At 37.8% G+C, this 17351-nt stretch carries 15 protein-coding genes and 1 other annotated feature; of the genes, 2 read left to right on the top strand and 13 right to left on the bottom strand.

Annotation, left to right across the window (positions count from 1 at the left end; all coding sequences use genetic code 11):
- Positions 1-137 precede the first annotated feature (137 nt).
- The 5 genes from radC to MHH71_RS21265 form a co-directional block, all read right to left on the bottom strand.
- Entirely contained in the window at positions 138-815 is a 678-nt protein-coding gene (gene radC, locus MHH71_RS21285) for a RadC family protein (protein ID WP_003200830.1), read from the bottom strand.
- Positions 816-862: 47 nt separating this feature from the next.
- A complete protein-coding gene (locus tag MHH71_RS21280; protein WP_006096066.1) occupies positions 863-1438 on the bottom strand; it encodes a Maf family protein in 576 nt (191 codons plus the stop codon).
- 198 nt (positions 1439-1636) lie between these two features.
- Complete coding sequence (locus MHH71_RS21275) at positions 1637-2596, bottom strand: hypothetical protein (protein WP_006096067.1); 960 nt, start codon at positions 2594-2596, stop codon at positions 1637-1639.
- A 322-nt stretch (positions 2597-2918) separates the two neighbouring features.
- Positions 2919-4220 (bottom strand): bifunctional folylpolyglutamate synthase/dihydrofolate synthase, encoded by a 1302-nt coding sequence (locus tag MHH71_RS21270; RefSeq protein ID WP_033799122.1) that lies wholly within the window; start codon positions 4218-4220, stop codon positions 2919-2921.
- A gap of 115 nt (positions 4221-4335) precedes the next feature.
- On the bottom strand, positions 4336-6981 hold the full coding sequence (locus tag MHH71_RS21265) for a valine--tRNA ligase (RefSeq protein WP_003208630.1): 2646 nt from the start codon (positions 6979-6981) through the stop codon (positions 4336-4338).
- Positions 6982-7018: 37 nt separating this feature from the next.
- Positions 7019-7250: a binding site (T-box leader), on the bottom strand.
- 278 nt (positions 7251-7528) lie between these two features.
- On the opposite strand from MHH71_RS21265, the gene MHH71_RS21260 reads away from it, so the two are divergent.
- The gene (locus tag MHH71_RS21260) at positions 7529-7723 is read left to right on the top strand and encodes a hypothetical protein (RefSeq protein WP_018764391.1); all 195 of its coding nucleotides are present in this window, start codon (positions 7529-7531) and stop codon (positions 7721-7723) included.
- A gap of 27 nt (positions 7724-7750) precedes the next feature.
- Here the strand turns inward: MHH71_RS21260 and ysxE are convergent, their stop codons facing one another.
- The 8 genes from ysxE to hemA form a co-directional block, all read right to left on the bottom strand.
- Positions 7751-8776 (bottom strand): spore coat protein YsxE, encoded by a 1026-nt coding sequence (ysxE, locus tag MHH71_RS21255; RefSeq protein WP_026008448.1) that lies wholly within the window; start codon positions 8774-8776, stop codon positions 7751-7753.
- Between the two features lie 78 nt (positions 8777-8854).
- Positions 8855-9886, bottom strand: a complete 1032-nt coding sequence (spoVID, locus tag MHH71_RS21250; protein ID WP_080740069.1) for a stage VI sporulation protein D — start codon at positions 9884-9886, stop codon at positions 8855-8857.
- A 180-nt stretch (positions 9887-10066) separates the two neighbouring features.
- Complete coding sequence (hemL, locus tag MHH71_RS21245) at positions 10067-11356, bottom strand: glutamate-1-semialdehyde 2,1-aminomutase (protein ID WP_006096071.1); 1290 nt, start codon at positions 11354-11356, stop codon at positions 10067-10069.
- Positions 11356-12345: a porphobilinogen synthase gene (hemB, locus tag MHH71_RS21240; protein WP_006096072.1), complete on the bottom strand. Its 990-nt coding sequence runs from the start codon at positions 12343-12345 to the stop codon at positions 11356-11358. The genes hemL and hemB overlap by 1 nt, the downstream gene beginning before the upstream one ends.
- 31 nt (positions 12346-12376) lie before the next feature.
- The gene (gene hemD, locus MHH71_RS21235) at positions 12377-13135 is read right to left on the bottom strand and encodes a uroporphyrinogen-III synthase (RefSeq protein WP_018764394.1); all 759 of its coding nucleotides are present in this window, start codon (positions 13133-13135) and stop codon (positions 12377-12379) included.
- A gap of 2 nt (positions 13136-13137) precedes the next feature.
- Positions 13138-14067, bottom strand: a complete 930-nt coding sequence (gene hemC / locus MHH71_RS21230) for a hydroxymethylbilane synthase (RefSeq protein ID WP_003200809.1) — start codon at positions 14065-14067, stop codon at positions 13138-13140.
- A gap of 15 nt (positions 14068-14082) precedes the next feature.
- Complete coding sequence (locus MHH71_RS21225) at positions 14083-14916, bottom strand: cytochrome c biogenesis protein (protein ID WP_006096075.1); 834 nt, start codon at positions 14914-14916, stop codon at positions 14083-14085.
- A gap of 16 nt (positions 14917-14932) precedes the next feature.
- Positions 14933-16270 (bottom strand): glutamyl-tRNA reductase, encoded by a 1338-nt coding sequence (gene hemA / locus MHH71_RS21220; RefSeq protein ID WP_006096076.1) that lies wholly within the window; start codon positions 16268-16270, stop codon positions 14933-14935.
- A 626-nt stretch (positions 16271-16896) separates the two neighbouring features.
- Here hemA and MHH71_RS21215 point away from each other — a divergent pair.
- Positions 16897-17349 (top strand): MarR family winged helix-turn-helix transcriptional regulator, encoded by a 453-nt coding sequence (locus MHH71_RS21215; RefSeq protein WP_006096077.1) that lies wholly within the window; start codon positions 16897-16899, stop codon positions 17347-17349.
- The last annotated feature ends 2 nt before the right edge of the window (positions 17350-17351 follow it).

The following is a 17351-nucleotide window of genomic DNA, read 5'->3' as shown; positions in this document are numbered from 1 at the left end:
TTTCACGGACTCATTTTCTTACTTTATATTTATAATAAAACAGTACGTTTTTATATTTTCTATCCTTTATTGTAAGCGAATGCCTACAAAAAACTCATAAATCACATTATAAAACAAAATAGGTAAAAAGAATAGTCTTAAATATGACCTTTTTCTTTTAAACTCACGAATTTATGGTCGCCTATAATAATGTGATCAAGGACTTCAATTCCAATGATCCTTCCACATTCTACCAATCGTTTTGTCACTTCAATATCTTCCCGACTCGGCGTAGGATCTCCTGAAGGGTGGTTATGCAGACATATAATAGAGGCTGCTGCGCGACGAAAAGCTTCTTTGAAAACCTCGCGAGGATGCACAATTGAGGCATTTAAACTCCCAATAAACACAGTCTGCCGATGCATAACTTGATTTTTCGTATTCAAGTATAAACAGACAAAGTGCTCTTGTTGTAAAAAACGCATCTCTTCCATCATATAACTAGCACAATCTTCTGGACTCCGAATACTATATCGATTTTGGTACTCTAAACGCACCATCCTTCTCCCTAGTTCAAAAGCAGCGATTAACTGAGAGGCCTTTGCTATTCCTACACCATGAATACTCGTCATCTCTTCTATTGTAGCATCTTTTAACATTCGTAATCCGTCAAAATGATATAAAATTTGATCCGCTAATGTTAGAACTGATTCTTCTTTAGAACCAGTTCTAAGTAGCACTGCGAGAAGTTCCCGATTCGATAAACTGCTTGCTCCTTCTACTAATAAACGCTCCCGTGGTTGTTCTTCTTTCAAAACATCACGAATACCGTTCATATTTTCACTCCTTTTTCAATTTTTCGCAAAGAAAACCCCATGCAATTTTACGCATGGGATGCATCATTATCGAACTGTTTTAATTCACGAACAAGTCGTGCAATTGGTAATCCCACTACACTGTAGTAATCTCCCTGAATATGTTGAACAAAGATAGAACCTTTTCCTTGAATACCGTAACTTCCAGCCTTATCAAGTGGTTCTTTCGTCGCAATATACGCATCAACCTCTTCTTCTGTTAACTCCCAAAACGTAACTTCTGTACGTTCGTAGAAAGTTACTGTTTTTTCTTTTGAAATGAGCGCAACGCCTGTATATACTTCATGTGTTTTTCCTGATAATAGTTGCAGTATTTCTTTCGCTTCCGCTTCATCTTTAGGCTTTCCAAGAATACGCGATTCATATGTAACAATTGTATCTGCACCTAATACCACACTATCTTCTTGATTTTCTACTACAGCAGACGCTTTTTGCAAAGCAAGTGACATCACAATATCAGCGGGCGATGAATACGCACCGATTGTTTCTTCTATTTCACTCACAACAATTTCAAATGGTACACCCGCTAGTTCAAGTAATTCCTTCCGGCGCGGTGACCCAGATGCTAAAATAAGTTTTTTCATATATGCTCCTTTCTTACATAAAGCAGAAAAATATAGCTTGATCGTATCAAACAAATACCTTTCCTACAAATTGCAAAAACATCATTTTCTTTTTAAGAAATGATGTTTTATCACTATAAGGTGAAAACATTTCTATAGCTATATAATTCAAAAGAAAAGAAAGAAGTATGCATACTTCTTTCCTCTTATTCCATTATCCTACTCTTTGGCTTTTTGCGAAACCACTTTTTCATAAGAAAGCAAACCATCAATGATAACTTGATTCAATTTAGCTACTGCTTCTTTATCAGTCTTTCCTTCTTTTATTGTTTGCACAGCTACTGATGCATACGTATATATTTTTTTTACATCCTCACGCTTAATTGATTTCCCCTCTTTTTCAATTGCCTTCCATTCCTTTTCAATCGCTTCTATTTCTTTTGAATTACTTTTACTTCCAGGTTGTATACTAGTCGCGTATTTTACAAAATGGACGTATAAGAGTTGTAACTTACTTAACAATGGACCAGATTCTTTATCGCTTTTCAGCAATGCCCGATCTGTAATTTCCCATTTCTTTTTCAAAACTGATACGCCATCTTTCTTATATTGTCCGATTAATTTATCTAACGATTGCTCATCACTAGCAATTCCAACTACAAGTGAATACTTATCATCAGTCGGTTTAATCGCTGCTATGCCCCCATTGTCTTTCCATTCCTGAGTAGCTGCCTGTCCTTTTTCTTCAGAAGAATAGAGACCTCCCTGAACGAAATATAAAGTGATTGGTTCTAAAGCAGCTGCATTCCCCACCTTTTGTTTTTCTTCTTTTTTCTCCCCAGCTGTTACTTCTTTTTGCTCTGCTCCATTATTCTTTTCTCCACTTGTTATCGTAGCTTCCCGAACTGTACCTTGTCCCGTTAACAAGTGAAGCATTCCCATCCCTAATACTGTGCCAATGATAACCGCAGTAGCAACTGTAAAAATAAGCACATTATTCCATTTCTTTCGGTGCTGCCGGATAGATGGTAACTTGTTTTTTTGAAAGGGCACTACATTTTGCGACGTTTCACTATCAACTACCATCCAATCAAATTCTTCCTTTTCTTTCTGCTTTTCTTCATACTTTGCTTCCGTTCCGTTTACTTTAACCGAGATTGTTCGTGATTGCTTGTCCATACCCTCACACCTCACCTCTTATCATTGTCCGCATCATATCATATTCACTTCACAAAAAAACGAGATATCTGTCGGAGGGATTCGTCAAATTTTCCCATATAGTTATCTTATCCCGCATTAATAGGCAGTAATATCCCCCACCTCAAAATTGCGGATAAAAATTATGAAGGTTGCTAGGGGATAAACTGCCCCTAAAAGCCCGATTGGTGAAGGCTAACCATCAGTGGGAAATAAAAAAACCTCCACTGATGGAAGTTTCACTTTATATGTATGTATTTGACTGCATTTGTAGAACAAAAAACTAGGGCAGCAAGTTGCTGTCCTAGTTTTTTTCACGAATGTATTTTCTAACTTCTGAAATAAAGTAAAGAGAGCCTGTTATGATGAAAACATCATTTTCTTGGAGGTTGTTCATTTTCGCATCAATAGCTTCTTTCCAATTCTCAAAAACTTGTTTTGTTTCCTTACGTGAGTAAGCTGCAAGCTCCTCAGCAGAAATCGCACGATCAAATGTGAATGTTGTAAAAGTCATTTCATCTGCAATTGTTTCTAATTGCCCTACCATATTGTCTAGCTGTTTATCACCTAAAGCGGTAAATAAAACAAGGATGTTTTTATCGTTATAATGAGCCTTTACTGTTTTCACAAGGCTTGCAATTCCTTCTGGATTATGAGCTCCATCTATAATTACGTCCGGATTGCTTTGCAGTCGTTCAAATCGGCCAATCCAATATGCTTCACTTAATCCTACGCCAATATGCTCTTCCTCCATTAAGAATGATAGGTATGTTTTAAGATACATAATCCCCATCAACGCCAATGCTGCATTTCCGACTTGATGACTTCCTTTCATCGAAATCTGAACTTCCTCAAATGAAGCAAACGGGCAAGAAAAATCAAAATGCTCTCCATCTTCATCGGAACGCCGATGAACAGCTGTAAATTGCTTTCCAAACTCATATAGATTTGCATTCTTTTCCTGAGCAATCTTTTGGATAACCTCAAGTGCTTCTTCATCCTGCACACCAGTAATAACGGGAACTCCTGATTTAATAATTCCTGCTTTTTCGTACGCAATTTCAGCTAATGTATTCCCTAAAATATGCATATGATCATGGCCGATATTTGTAATCATTGTAAGAACTGGATGAACTACATTTGTAGAATCAAAACGACCACCAAGCCCTGTTTCAAACAAGACGATGTCACAGAAGTTTATTTTACCAAAATAGCAGATTGCCATTACTGTAATAATTTCAAACTCCGTTGCTTCTCCTAAATCTGTTTCATCTAATTTTTCAACAACCGGTTTTACCATATTTACAAGCTCAGTAATTTCTTTATCTGCAATCGGTGTACCGTTAACACTAATTCGCTCATTAAATGTTTCAATGTATGGAGACGTAAATGTACCAACTTTATATTTTCCCGCCTCTAGCATATAACGCATATATGTTAAAGTTGAACCTTTTCCATTTGTTCCTGCAAGATGAACGCATTTTATGTGACGTTCAGGATTTCCAAGCTCCCCTAGCATCCACTGCATTCTCTCTAATCCTGGTTTAATTCCAAACTTTAATCGGCTATGAATCCAATCTATCGCTTCTTCGTATGTATGTACCACGCTTGCCATTCCCCTTTCAAATCAATAAAAAAGAACTAAAACAAAGAATTATTCTAGCTCTATTATACGCAAATAAAAGAGACTCACCAATATGGCGAGTCTCTTTCGAATGACTTTATTTTTGAAGATCAGCTAGACGTTGACGAACTGCTTCGCGTTTTTCTAGATAATCTTGCTCTTTTGCACGCTCTCCTTCAATAACTGCCGCTGGTGCTTTTGCTACGAAACCTTGGTTTGCAAGTTTCTTCTGTACACGTTCTACTTCTTTATCGAACTTCTCAAGTTCTTTTTCAAGACGCGCTTTCTCTTCATCAAGATTGATAAGATCAGCTAACGGTAAGAATAACTCTGCACCTGATACGATTGCAGTCATCGCTTTTTCTGGCGCTTGTAAATCAGTCTTAATTGTTAATTCACTTGGATTACAGAAACGCTCAATGTAAGAGCTATTTTTCATAAGCTGTGCTAGTACTGCTTCGTCTTTTGCTTTAATTTGCATTTGAACTTTTTTGCTCATTGGCGTATTTACTTCAGCACGAATGTTTCGAACAGAGCGAATGATATCAACTAGAAGGTGCATTTCTGCTGCCGCTTCTTTATCTTGTAAATCTTCGCGAACTGTCGGCCATGCTGCTACTGTAATAGATTCACCTTCATGCGGTAAGTGTTGCCAAATCTTCTCTGTTACGAATGGCATGAATGGGTGTAGTAGACGCATCGTTTGGTCTAGTACGTATGCTAGAATTGAACGAGTTGTTTTCTTAGCCACTTCATCTTCACCATATAATGGAAGTTTCGCCATTTCAATATACCAATCACAGAAATCATCCCAAATGAAGTTGTATAATGAACGGCCAGCTTCACCGAACTCATATTTATCCATGTTACGTGTTACACTTTCAATCGTTTCATTTAAGCGGGTTAAAATCCACTTATCTGCAACTGATTTTTCACCAGTTAAATCGATATCTTCATATTTCATGTCATCCATGTTCATTAATACGAAACGGGATGCATTCCAAATTTTATTAATGAAGTTCCAAGTAGATTCTACTTTCTCCATGCTGAAGCGTAAATCTTGTCCTGGTGCACTTCCTGTTGATAAGAAGAAGCGCATTGCATCTGCACCGTACTTATCAATAACATCCATTGGATCAATACCGTTACCAAGAGATTTACTCATTTTACGTCCTTGCTCATCACGAACTAAACCGTGAATTAATACGTCTTTAAATGGGCGCTCTCCTGTAAACTCTAAACCTTGGAAAATCATACGAGATACCCAGAAGAAGATGATATCATAACCAGTTACTAGAGCATCTGTTGAATAGTAACGTTTGAAGTCTTCTGCATCTTCATTCGGCCAACCAAGTGTTGAGAATGGCCATAACGCTGAGCTAAACCATGTATCAAGTACGTCGTTATCTTGATTCCAGTTTTCAATATCTGCTGGTGCTTCCGTACCTACGTATACTTCACCAGTTTCTTTATGATACCAAGCTGGAATGCGGTGTCCCCACCATAATTGACGAGAAATACACCAGTCGTGAATGTTTTCCATCCAGCGTAAGTATGTGTTCTCGAAACGCTCTGGTACGAACGTTACTTTTTCTTCTTCTTTTTGTTGAAGTTCTACTGCCTTTTCTGCAAGTGGTCCCATTTTTACGAACCATTGTGTTGATAAGTAAGGCTCAACAACTGCACCGCTACGCTCACTATGTCCTACTGAATGCATATGAGGCTCGATTTCTACTAATACGCCAGCATCTTGTAAGTCTTTTACTAACTCTTTACGGCATTCGAAACGATCCATACCGTTATACTTACCAGCTTTTTCGTTCATCGTTCCATCTTCGTTCATTACTAAAATACGAGGTAAGTCATGTCGGTTACCTACTTCAAAGTCATTCGGATCATGAGCTGGTGTAATTTTCACAACGCCTGTTCCGAAATCTTTTTCTACGTACTCATCAGCAATAATCGGAATTTCACGGCCTACGATTGGAAGTGTAACTGTTTTTCCGATTAAATGCTTGTAACGATCATCTTCTGGATGAACTGCTACTGCTGTATCGCCAAGCATTGTTTCTGGACGAGTTGTCGCAAGTCGAATGTGACCAGATCCATCTGTCAATGGGTAGTTCATATGGTAGAATGCACCTTGAATCTCTTTATGAATTACTTCAATATCAGAAAGAGCTGTGCGTGTTGCTGGATCCCAGTTAATAATATATTCACCGCGGTAAATTAAACCTTTTTCGTATAATTGAACGAATACTTTATTAACCGCATCAGATAAACCTTCGTCTAATGTAAAGCGCTCACGAGAGTAATCTAATCCTAAACCAACTTTTCCCCATTGCTGACGAATGTGAGAAGCATATTCTTCTTTCCATTCCCATGCTTTCTCAAGGAATTTCTCACGGCCAAGATCGTAACGTGAAATACCTTCTTCACGAAGTTTTCCTTCTACTTTTGCCTGTGTTGCGATACCAGCATGGTCCATTCCTGGAAGCCATAATACATCGTAACCTTGCATACGCTTTGTACGCGTCAAAATATCTTGAAGCGTCGTATCCCAAGCGTGCCCTAAGTGCAGTTTACCTGTTACGTTTGGAGGCGGGATTACAATTGTATACGGCTGTTTTTCCGCATCTCCTTTTGCTTCGAAATATTTGCCGTCTAGCCACCATTTATAAAGGCCTTCTTCAACGGACATATGATCATATTTAGTCGGTAAATTCTTTTCCGTATTTGACATTATTTTCCCTCCTTAAAATAAAAAATGCCCCTCATCCAAAAAGGACGAGGGACATCGTGGTACCACCTTTATTTACAAACAAATTCAAAATTTGCTTATACTCTTAATTTGATAACGGACAGATCCGTCTTTTCCTAATGAGAATGACTCCGTTCAGAAAAGATGCTCCAGAGCTACCTTCTAACATGACTATCTAGAGAATCTCACAGCTAATAATTCTCCTCTCTGCAGACGTTTAATGTTATACTCTTCCCCTTCAACGCATTTATATAATTGTTATTTATTATATACAATAGTGTAAAAAACGAAACCATATTCGTCAAGATAAAAATATTTTTCAGCAAGTTTCTACAATTAATAAATTCTATTTTGATAAAAACAACATACAATTACCAATCAGCTTAACTAAATTCCCTGTAATATATACACGGAAAATGAAGGTATGCAGCACAAGCACCTTAGGTACTTACCCCGCATACTGTAATATTACCCTTTCATCTTTTAAGGTTCATGTGCAGCAATAGCCTTTCTATACGGAGGAATGATTATGCGACGATACCGACGCACCTACAATTTTTCGGCCCCTTCATGGGTTAGAAATTTACAAACGATGTTTGCTGATTTTGCAATTCCCCTTACGATTTTCCAAGGGATTCGTACATTACTACTTCCAACTTTCTTAGATTTCATCATCCTTATCATCTTTGTTGTAGCAACGATTCGCTTGCATTTTCAGCCGTAGCCTCAAGGACACTTGAGACTACGGCTGTTACTCATTCCCTTGCTGCGCTGCTTGAAATTGTGAAATAAAATACTCTATATTACTTACAAGCCAATGCGCTTGTTGTAACATTTTCACACCTTGAAGTTCTTGCTTTTCACTACGGCTCTGCTGTTTGCTTGTATAAGATTGGATTTGTCGAATAAATGGGGACGGATATGTTAGATACGCAAACATAAGGAGTTGTTCTTCTTTCGTAAACGGAAAATTCTTTTGATACACCTGATACCATTCAAAGCGATCGCTTCTCGTAATTGGATATGTGTTCAATGAGCGGGAATAAAAGCGAACAAGATCTTGAACTGGTGTTGCAAATTGAGACCTTTCTAAACTAATAAAATAACCATTTCGTTCATAATCGAATAAAAAATGATTCATCGATACATTGCCATGAATAAAAGAAACTCGTGTTTTTTCTTTTTCTTTCATCGCTTCATTCCACTCCGAAAGCTGTTTCGTTGCAAATTCACGCGCCCTCATCACATGATGAAAATACGTACAATACTGCAATTCAAACGGCGACATATACCATTTCGCCTCAGACTCTACGAGGAATTGCTCTAAGAATTCTCCATCTTTCTCCCAACGATCAGAGACATTTGTATAATGCTCCTCTAACGCTTCTTCAGTATACGTTTCTTCTTTTACCGTCCTTTGATGAAGCAGCGCTAGCGTCTGAAACATTTTATGATATTGATCATTGTCCTCTCCGTTCCCTTCTGCTCGCTCAAGCCAAGGCATTAAATAATAACTATATGTTTCGTCACTCAAAATATGATTTCCATCTGTCGCATGGTAAATCGGTACATAATGTGTAAATCCCTTTTCACGTAAAAATTGAACATGATACATTAAATTATTTCGCTTCAATCGATGAGATGGTAATTTTTTCAATGCATATGGACCTTGATTCGTATAAATTTTTATTACACTCCCATGCTCTTCCATATGGTGGGCATCCAATTGATACCGCTGTACGATCGGCGCATAACGATCTCGCAATTCTATATCCATACGAATGATCCTTTCTCATTCAAAAACGTAAGATGAACTATGGTAAAAGAAAAGAGATGAGTGGAGAAAATTCTCCACTCACTTTGTCTTTGCTTTTGACACAGGTATATATATAATTTGCCCTGCAGTTAAATATACATCATCTGTTTGATTCACACGATGTAAATGCTGGACCGACGTTTCATATCGATCCGCAACCGATTCAATTGTATCCCCTTCTTGCACAAAATACATACGTAATTTCGTAAATTCTTCTTCCGGCTCTTTCGTAAACAATTTTGTTAAATATAATGCATTTTCATCCCGTTGTGAGTATGCCGTTTCTGCTTCTTCCTGTAATTCCTTTTCCTTCTTTTTCTGAAAATCCTTCCGGCCAAAGAATTCAAACTGTGGTGTAGTTTCTTTTGCTTCCTCTTCTCGTTCTTCCTCTTCATGTTCTTCTAGATCTTCTACCTCTTCTTCTAATTCTTGTTCTTTGCGCTCCTCTAATTGGAAAGGCTCAAATGCATAATCTTCCCATCCGTTTGATTCTGTATGAACTGTTACTTCTTCCACTTCTACCGGCAATGTATCCTCATCCACCAGTTTTATTTCCTCGGTTCTATCAACTTCCACATTCTCTATCTCTTCCTCTTGCACTTCATTCTGTATTCTCTCATCCTCACATAATCCAGATATCGATATGTCCGCTAATAGCTGTAAACAACCATTTTCCTTTAATTCATAATCGAATTCCTCAATGGAAACATACAATTCTTCAACTTGTTTCACTCGGTTTCGTGGAATCGAAATTTCTAACGGAAAAGAGTGCACAAGTTCGTTTACACCATCTTCTCGCGTTTCTACATAATCAATGGATTTCGCTGGAGATAAATCTCGTAATGAAAACGCAGAATCATCTTGCCTTGCAACATATTCTCCCGTTAAATCCAATTGACCTCTCACAATTACTTCGTATTCAAGCTCTTCTATCTCAACGTCTGGATCTAACGAAATTGACAAAAGTTCTTCGACTTCCTGTCCTTTTTGGAACCAAACCGATTCTTTTAATGAAAAACGTAATGAATGATCTGTTGCCACTTCTTTTCCCCCTCCCAAACTGTATGTCATTACAGGTTTATGTGTCTCGGAATCATTTTATGAGTAAAAAATCGAACTGCACATGTGATCTTCCTATTCATTTTTCATATATCGACGCTTTTTAAAATATATCGGCATTCCGACAATATGCGACATGATCTCTAGTCATTAATAAAAAGGTTGCCAGGACGATCCCGGCAACCTTTTTATTTACGCTTTTAATTTCGACATCGCAATTTCTGCCGCTGCAATTGTCGCTTCAATATCTGCATCACTATGTGCTGTTGATAAGAATAATCCTTCAAATTGAGAAGGTGGTAAGAATACACCTTGCTCTACCATTTCACGATAGTAAGCTGCGAAGAACTCTAAGTTAGACGTTTTTGCTGCATCGTAGTTAATAACTGGTTCATTCGTGAAGAATATACCTATCATTGAACCTGCGCGGTTTATATGATGCGGAATACCGTGTTTTTCAGCCGCTTTACGCAGGCCATTTTCTAACATTTCAGCTTTACGCTCAAACTCTTGATAACACTCTGGCGTTAATTGTACTAATGTTTCATAACCTGCAGTCATTGCTAAAGGATTACCAGATAATGTACCTGCTTGGTAAATCGGTCCGCTCGGTGCAACTTGGCGCATAATTTCCGCTTTACCACCGTATGCTCCTACTGGTAGGCCGCCACCGATTACTTTTCCTAAACAAGTTAAATCAGGTGTTACACCGTAATAACCTTGTCCACAGTTGTAAGCAACGCGGAATCCTGTCATCACTTCATCAAAAATAAGCAATGCACCATTTTGCTTTGTCACTTCACGAAGTCCTTCTAAAAATCCTTGTTGTGGTGGAACTACTCCCATATTCCCTGCCACTGGCTCTACGATAACACAAGCAATATCGTCACCGAATTGCTCGAACGCATATTTTACACTCTCCAAATCGTTATACGCTACTGTAATCGTATTTTTCGCTACACCTTCAGGTACACCTGGGCTATCTGGTAAACCAAGCGTCGCAACACCTGAACCTGCTTTAATTAATAGCGAATCACCATGACCATGGTAACAACCAATAAATTTCAAAATTTTATTACGACCTGTATAACCACGTGCTAGACGAAGGGCACTCATCGTCGCTTCTGTTCCTGAATTTACCATACGTACAATTTCAATCGATGGCACACGCTCAATTACAAGCTGCGCTAATTTATTTTCAATCTCTGTTGGCGCACCAAAGCTCGTTCCTTTTTCAGCAACAGCTTTTAATGATTCCACAACACGTTCATTTGCATGTCCGTGAATAAGCGGTCCCCATGATAATACGTAGTCGATATATTCGTTCCCGTCAATATCATACACTTTAGAGCCTTTTCCGCGCTCCATAAAAAGCGGATTCATACCAACGGACTTAAATGCACGAACTGGGCTATTTACGCCGCCAGGCATTAAATCTTGCGCTGTTTCAAACGCTTCAATCGATTTATCAAACTTTTTCATTATTGTATTCCTCCTTCTTGTAACCATCGTGCTGCGTCTTTCGCATGATACGTAATAATTAAATCTGCTCCTGCACGTTTCATGCTCAATAGTTTCTCAAGTACAATCTCTTTTTCATTAATCCAACCATTTTGCGCTGCCGCTTTAATCATTGAGTATTCTCCGCTCACATTATAAGCCACGATTGGTAAATTGAAATTGTTTTTCACATCGCGAATGATATCTAAGTAAGAAAGGGCCGGTTTTACAATTAAGAAATCCGCTCCTTCCATTACATCTGATTCAGCCTCACGGAATGCTTCCATACGGTTTGCTGGATCCATTTGATACGTTTTACGATCACCAAATTGCGGTGCACCGTGCGCAGCATCGCGGAATGGACCGTAAAATGCAGACGAGTATTTCACAGCGTATGACATAACCGGTACGTGTGCAAAACCGTTCTCATCTAACGCATGGCGAATCGCCGTTACAAATCCATCCATCATGTTAGATGGTGCGATAATATCTGCTCCTGCTTTTGCTTGGCTCACTGCTGTTTTTGCAAGAACTTCAAGTGATTCATCATTTAAAATGATTCCATCCTCAATAACCCCGCAATGCCCATGGCTTGTATATTGGCATAAACATGTATCCGCCACTACTACTAACTCTGGAAACTGCTCTTTAATTTGTTTGATCGCACGTTGTACAATGCCGTGTTCACAAAATGCAGAAGATCCAACTTCATCTTTTTCAGCAGGCAAACCAAATACGATAACAGAACGAATACCTAAATCTACCACTTCTTGCATTTCAGCTTGCAGAAGATCTAAAGAAATTTGATATACATCCGGCATAGAAGGAACTTCGTTACGAACATTCTCTCCTTCTAATACAAAAATAGGATAAATAAAATCTTCTGTATGTAAAAATGTTTCACGTACAAGCGCACGCATATTTTTGCTTTGTCTTAAACGACGATGACGATTAAATTGTAAAGAATTCATAGATTTCTATCTCCCATTCTTTTTATTTAGACTATGCATTTTGATTATATTTTGAAATGCACTGTATTAATGCTTCTACTGTATATTCTTTTGGAACGATTACACCAGCAAAATAACGCCTTGCCTCTTGCTCTGTTATCGGTCCTATACAAGCAATTGTACATTTTTTTGTCCATTCTCTCCAGTTTGTGCCCTCAAGTAATTTCACAAAGCTTGTAACAGTAGAGGGACTCGTAAATGTAACAACATCTACCTTACCTAACTCTAGAGCTGCGATAAGGTCTAGCTGCTTCTCATGATTTGTTTTCGTTTCATACACGACAAATTCTTCTAAAAACACATCAAGATCGCGGAGTTTATTTGGAATAATATCTCTAGCTAAATTCCCTTTTGGAAATAAAATGCGTTCTGTCCCGTTTAACTCTCTTACAAATTCTAAAACGAAAGCTTCCGCGACAAAAGTCTTTGGGACAAAATGAACCTCATAACCCCGCTTTTCTAATTCTTGTCCTGTTTTCACCCCTACTGCAGCAATGCGAACAGTAGGGGGTATTTCCTGACACAAACCATCTAAAAAAAAACTCACACCATTTTTACTCGTAAAAATAACCCAGTCATATGTATGAAGCTGCTGAGATATACCTTGAAATTCCTGCTGAGATACACCTTCTATATGCAAAAGCGGAATTTCCAATGGAATTCCGCCCTGTTTTTTCACCGCTACACTCATTTGTTTTGCTTGATGCTGGGCACGCGTAATCAGTACTGTTTTGCCAGCAAGAGCATCCATGATTAATGTTGCTCCTTATTCGCAGCAAGAATGAGCTCTTTTGCTCCTTGCTTAATTAAACGATCCGCTGCCTCTAAGCCAACTTGCTCTGGATTCACACCTGTGACAATTTCTTTTAACAAGACTGAACCATCCATAGAACCGACAAGAGCTGTTAATTCAATTTCATCATTCTTCTGAAGCGTTGCATAACCAGCGATCGGTACTTGGCAACCACCTTCAAGTTTATGAAGGAATACTCGTTCAGCCGCTACTGTTCGTTCTGTTACAGCATCATTCATATGTGATAATAATTGCAATAGATCTGCATCATCCTCACGACATTCAATCGCTAAGGCACCTTGTCCTACAGCTGGTACACATAATGTTTCATCTAAGTGTTCTGTAATTACATCATCATCCCAGCCCATTCTCTGCAATCCAGCCGTTGCTAAAATGATTGCATCATAATCTTCTTCTTTTAATTTACGTAATCTCGTATCAATATTTCCACGAATCCACTTCACTTGTAAATCTGGTCTAGCAGCGAGTAACTGCGCACTACGTCGTAAACTACTCGTACCAAGAATTGCACCTTCTGCTAAGTCCTCAAATGATTCCCCGTTTTTTGAGATGAACGCATCACGCGGATCGACACGCTTTGGTATACACCCAATTGTTAATCCATCTGGAAGTACAGCTGGCATATCCTTCATACTATGTACAGCCATATCGATTTCTTTCATAAGTAGTGCGTGTTCAATTTCTTTTACAAACAAGCCTTTCCCACCTACTTTAGAAAGCGTCACATCTAAAATAACATCACCTTTTGTAACAATTTCTTTCACTTCAAATTCATATGGTAAACCAAGCGCTTTTAATTGATCAATAAACCAATTTGTTTGTGTTAATGCTAGCTTACTCTTTCTTGAACCTACAATAATTTTGCGCATAATGTTCTCTCCTCATTATAAATACCAAAAGTGGAAGTTGGATAAACTGCTTAATAGAAAAATATTGATTAACATAACGAGAAAGGCTCCAATGTTCCAGTTTATAATTTTCTTACCTTGCAATATATCTGACCCTCGTAAATATAGACCCATGCAATAGACAAACAAAACAACAAAAGACCCGATTACTTTCGTGTCATACCAATGGAAATTATCTAGTTTTGTATATCCCCATATACATCCAAGCAAAATAGCTAATAGGAAAAACGGAACAGAAAATAAATTTAATCCATATGACATCGACTCAAGCTTCGGTAAGTTTCCTAACCTTCTTAATCTTGCATTCCATTTTTTTTGTTTTAATAATCGATATTGCAACAAGTACATAATGGAAAAAATAAACGATACTGTAAACGCCGCATAGGAAATAATCGCCATTCCTACATGCACGTATACAAGCTCTGAAACTAATTGATGTGCGAGTACAGGCGACATTTTTCCGAGCGGAGTGAAAATAGAAAAAGCGCTTACGCCAAAAGCAATGACATTTGTAAAAAAGACTAAAAAGTCAATGCGCATAAATCGATTGATTACGAGTGACATTGTAATTAATAGCCACACATAAAAATAAATCCCTGACAATAATGTCAAAATCGGATTCGTCTCTGATTCCATAGCTCGAAGTAACATAAAAATAGACTGTAATACCCATACAATCGCAAGTAACCAAAAAGCAATTCGATTCGCCTTTCGGTTACTTTGGAAATAATCTATAAAATATAAACTAATGCTACAAGCATATAAAATAATTGCGATATGATAAATAATACTATTATTTAAAAAACCCATCCGATCATCCTTCCAGTTATAAAGATGGAACGGATGCTGTCCACACTCGTTTATGCTCTGGTTCTTCAATATGTTCCATGGCCGCTTCTTGCACTTCTAAATCAAAAATTTTCGCAAATAAAGCGAGCTTTTCCGTAGCTCCCTCTTCGGCCGCTAACTCTTTCGCTACTAAAATTGGATCCTTTAGCAGTTGATTGATAATACTTTTCGTATGCTTACTAATCACTTTTCTTTCACGATCACTAAGCGTTGGAATTTTTCGTTCAAGACTTTGCATCGTATCACTTTGAATCGCTAATGCTTTATCACGTAAAGCTGATATTAAAGGAACAACGCCAAGCGTATTTAACCAAGCTTTAAATATAACGATTTCCTCTTCGATCATAAGCTGAATTTTTTCCGCCTCTTTCAAACGTTCAGAACGATTGGCTTCTACTACACCTTGTAAATCATCAATATCGTACAAGAAAGAACCTTCTAGCTCATCGATTGTCGGATCAATATCACGCGGCACTGCAATATCTACCATAAATAATGGACGACCACAGCGTATACGCTCCACTCTTGTCATCATTTCTTTCGTAATCACGTAATCTGAAGCACCAGTTGAACTAATTAAAATATCCGCTTCTAAAAGCGCACACTGCAATTCACTTAACGGTTTTGCATGCCCCATATATTTCTCGGCCATTGTTTCCGCTTTCGTAAACGTACGGTTCATAACGGTCACTTTACGAGCTCCGCTTCCATATAAGTTTTGCAGGGCAAGTTCACCCATCTTTCCAGCGCCAAGAATCAAAACATGACAGTCTGTTAAATCGCCGAAAATTTTCTTTCCAAGTTCAACAGCAGCATAGCTAACAGACATGGCACTTTCACCAATTGCTGTTTCTGAATGCGCACGCTTTGCTAACGTAATGACTTGTTTGAACAATTCATTAAAAATTGTCCCTGTTGCTTTCACTTTTTGCGCCTCTAAGAAGCTATTTCGAATTTGTCCTAAGATTTGTGTTTCACCCACTACCATAGAATCTAATCCGCACGTTACACGGAATAAATGTTCCACGGCACCATCTTGTTCAAAAATAGACAAATATGGTGAAACCTCTTCTATACCAAGCTGAAACCAATCAGCTAAAAATTTCTTAATGTAATATCGTCCCGTGTGTAATTGATCGACGACAGCATAGATTTCTGTGCGGTTACACGTTGATACAATGACATTTTCTAACACGCTCTTTTGATTTTGTAACGTTGTCATTGCCTGCTCTAACTCCGCTGCCTGAAATGTTAGTTTCTCACGAAATTCTACAGGGGCTGTTCGATAATTTACACCAACAACAAGAATATGCACGCAGCATGTCCCCCTTCAACCGTTTTATCACCTTATCTACTATCATAATACAACTTTCCTGTTATGAATCTGACAATCGTGTGAACATCAACAAATTATTTTTTCTGCTTTTCACACCTAGCAGGAAATACATTACTCATCTGACTATATAAATGCAAATTGAAAAAACGACATAAAACCTAATCTTTAGGTGGGAGAGAGCATCCAGCCACGCATAGAAGCGGTCAGATCCTCTCCCTGCCCCATGCCAAGTTAAAACAAAGAGAGAAAACGAGTACATGTCACCTTTTGTTCTTCATAACAGCGACTTATATGTTAGAAAATCAAAATGTATATATACCTTACTTTATAATCATTATAAAATAATAACTCTATTTGTACGTTACCAAAAAAATCTATCAGAATCAAGTGATGGAAACTATTCCATACGAATTGAAATACTCTCTTTCTCTATCTTCTTTCATCATACAGAAAAATATGTATGATTGTTCCAAAATGTAACAACTTCTTTCATGTGACACATTACTCAAAATTTTTTCGTTGCAATGTATTTGACATCTCATTTCTTTTTCGTTATATTTATTTTACAAAATTTAATTGTGCACAATTAAAAAGGAGGGATGCTCATGAAAGATAATCCTTTGCATCTCGATAATCAGCTTTGCTTTTCTATTTATGCTTGCTCTAGGGAAGTAACACGCTTTTATCGACCTTATTTAGAAGAAATGGGTATTACGTATCCACAGTACATTACATTATTAGTACTTTGGGAGCAAGATGGATTAACTGTAAAAGAAATTGGTGAACGTCTATTTTTAGATTCCGGCACTTTAACCCCTATGTTAAAACGCATGGAAACATTAGGATTAGTTAAACGTGTTCGTTCTAAGGAAGATGAACGCAAGGTGTGCATTGAACTAACAGAACAAGGACACGCTTTAAAAGAAAAAGCATGTTCATTGCCAAAAACCATTGCTATCAATTTAGGAATTACAGAGCAAGAATACCGATCATTATTAGTTCAATTAAATAAATTAATTGAAACCATGAAACCAATAAATGATAGAAAAGGGGAATAAGG

Origin of the sequence: Bacillus sp. FSL H8-0534, from assembly GCF_038005885.1 — a bacterium.
GTDB lineage: Bacteria > Bacillota > Bacilli > Bacillales > Bacillaceae_G > Bacillus_A > Bacillus_A pseudomycoides.
Note: the sequence above shows the minus strand (reverse complement) of the source record. Positions and strands in the feature narration are given on the sequence as shown.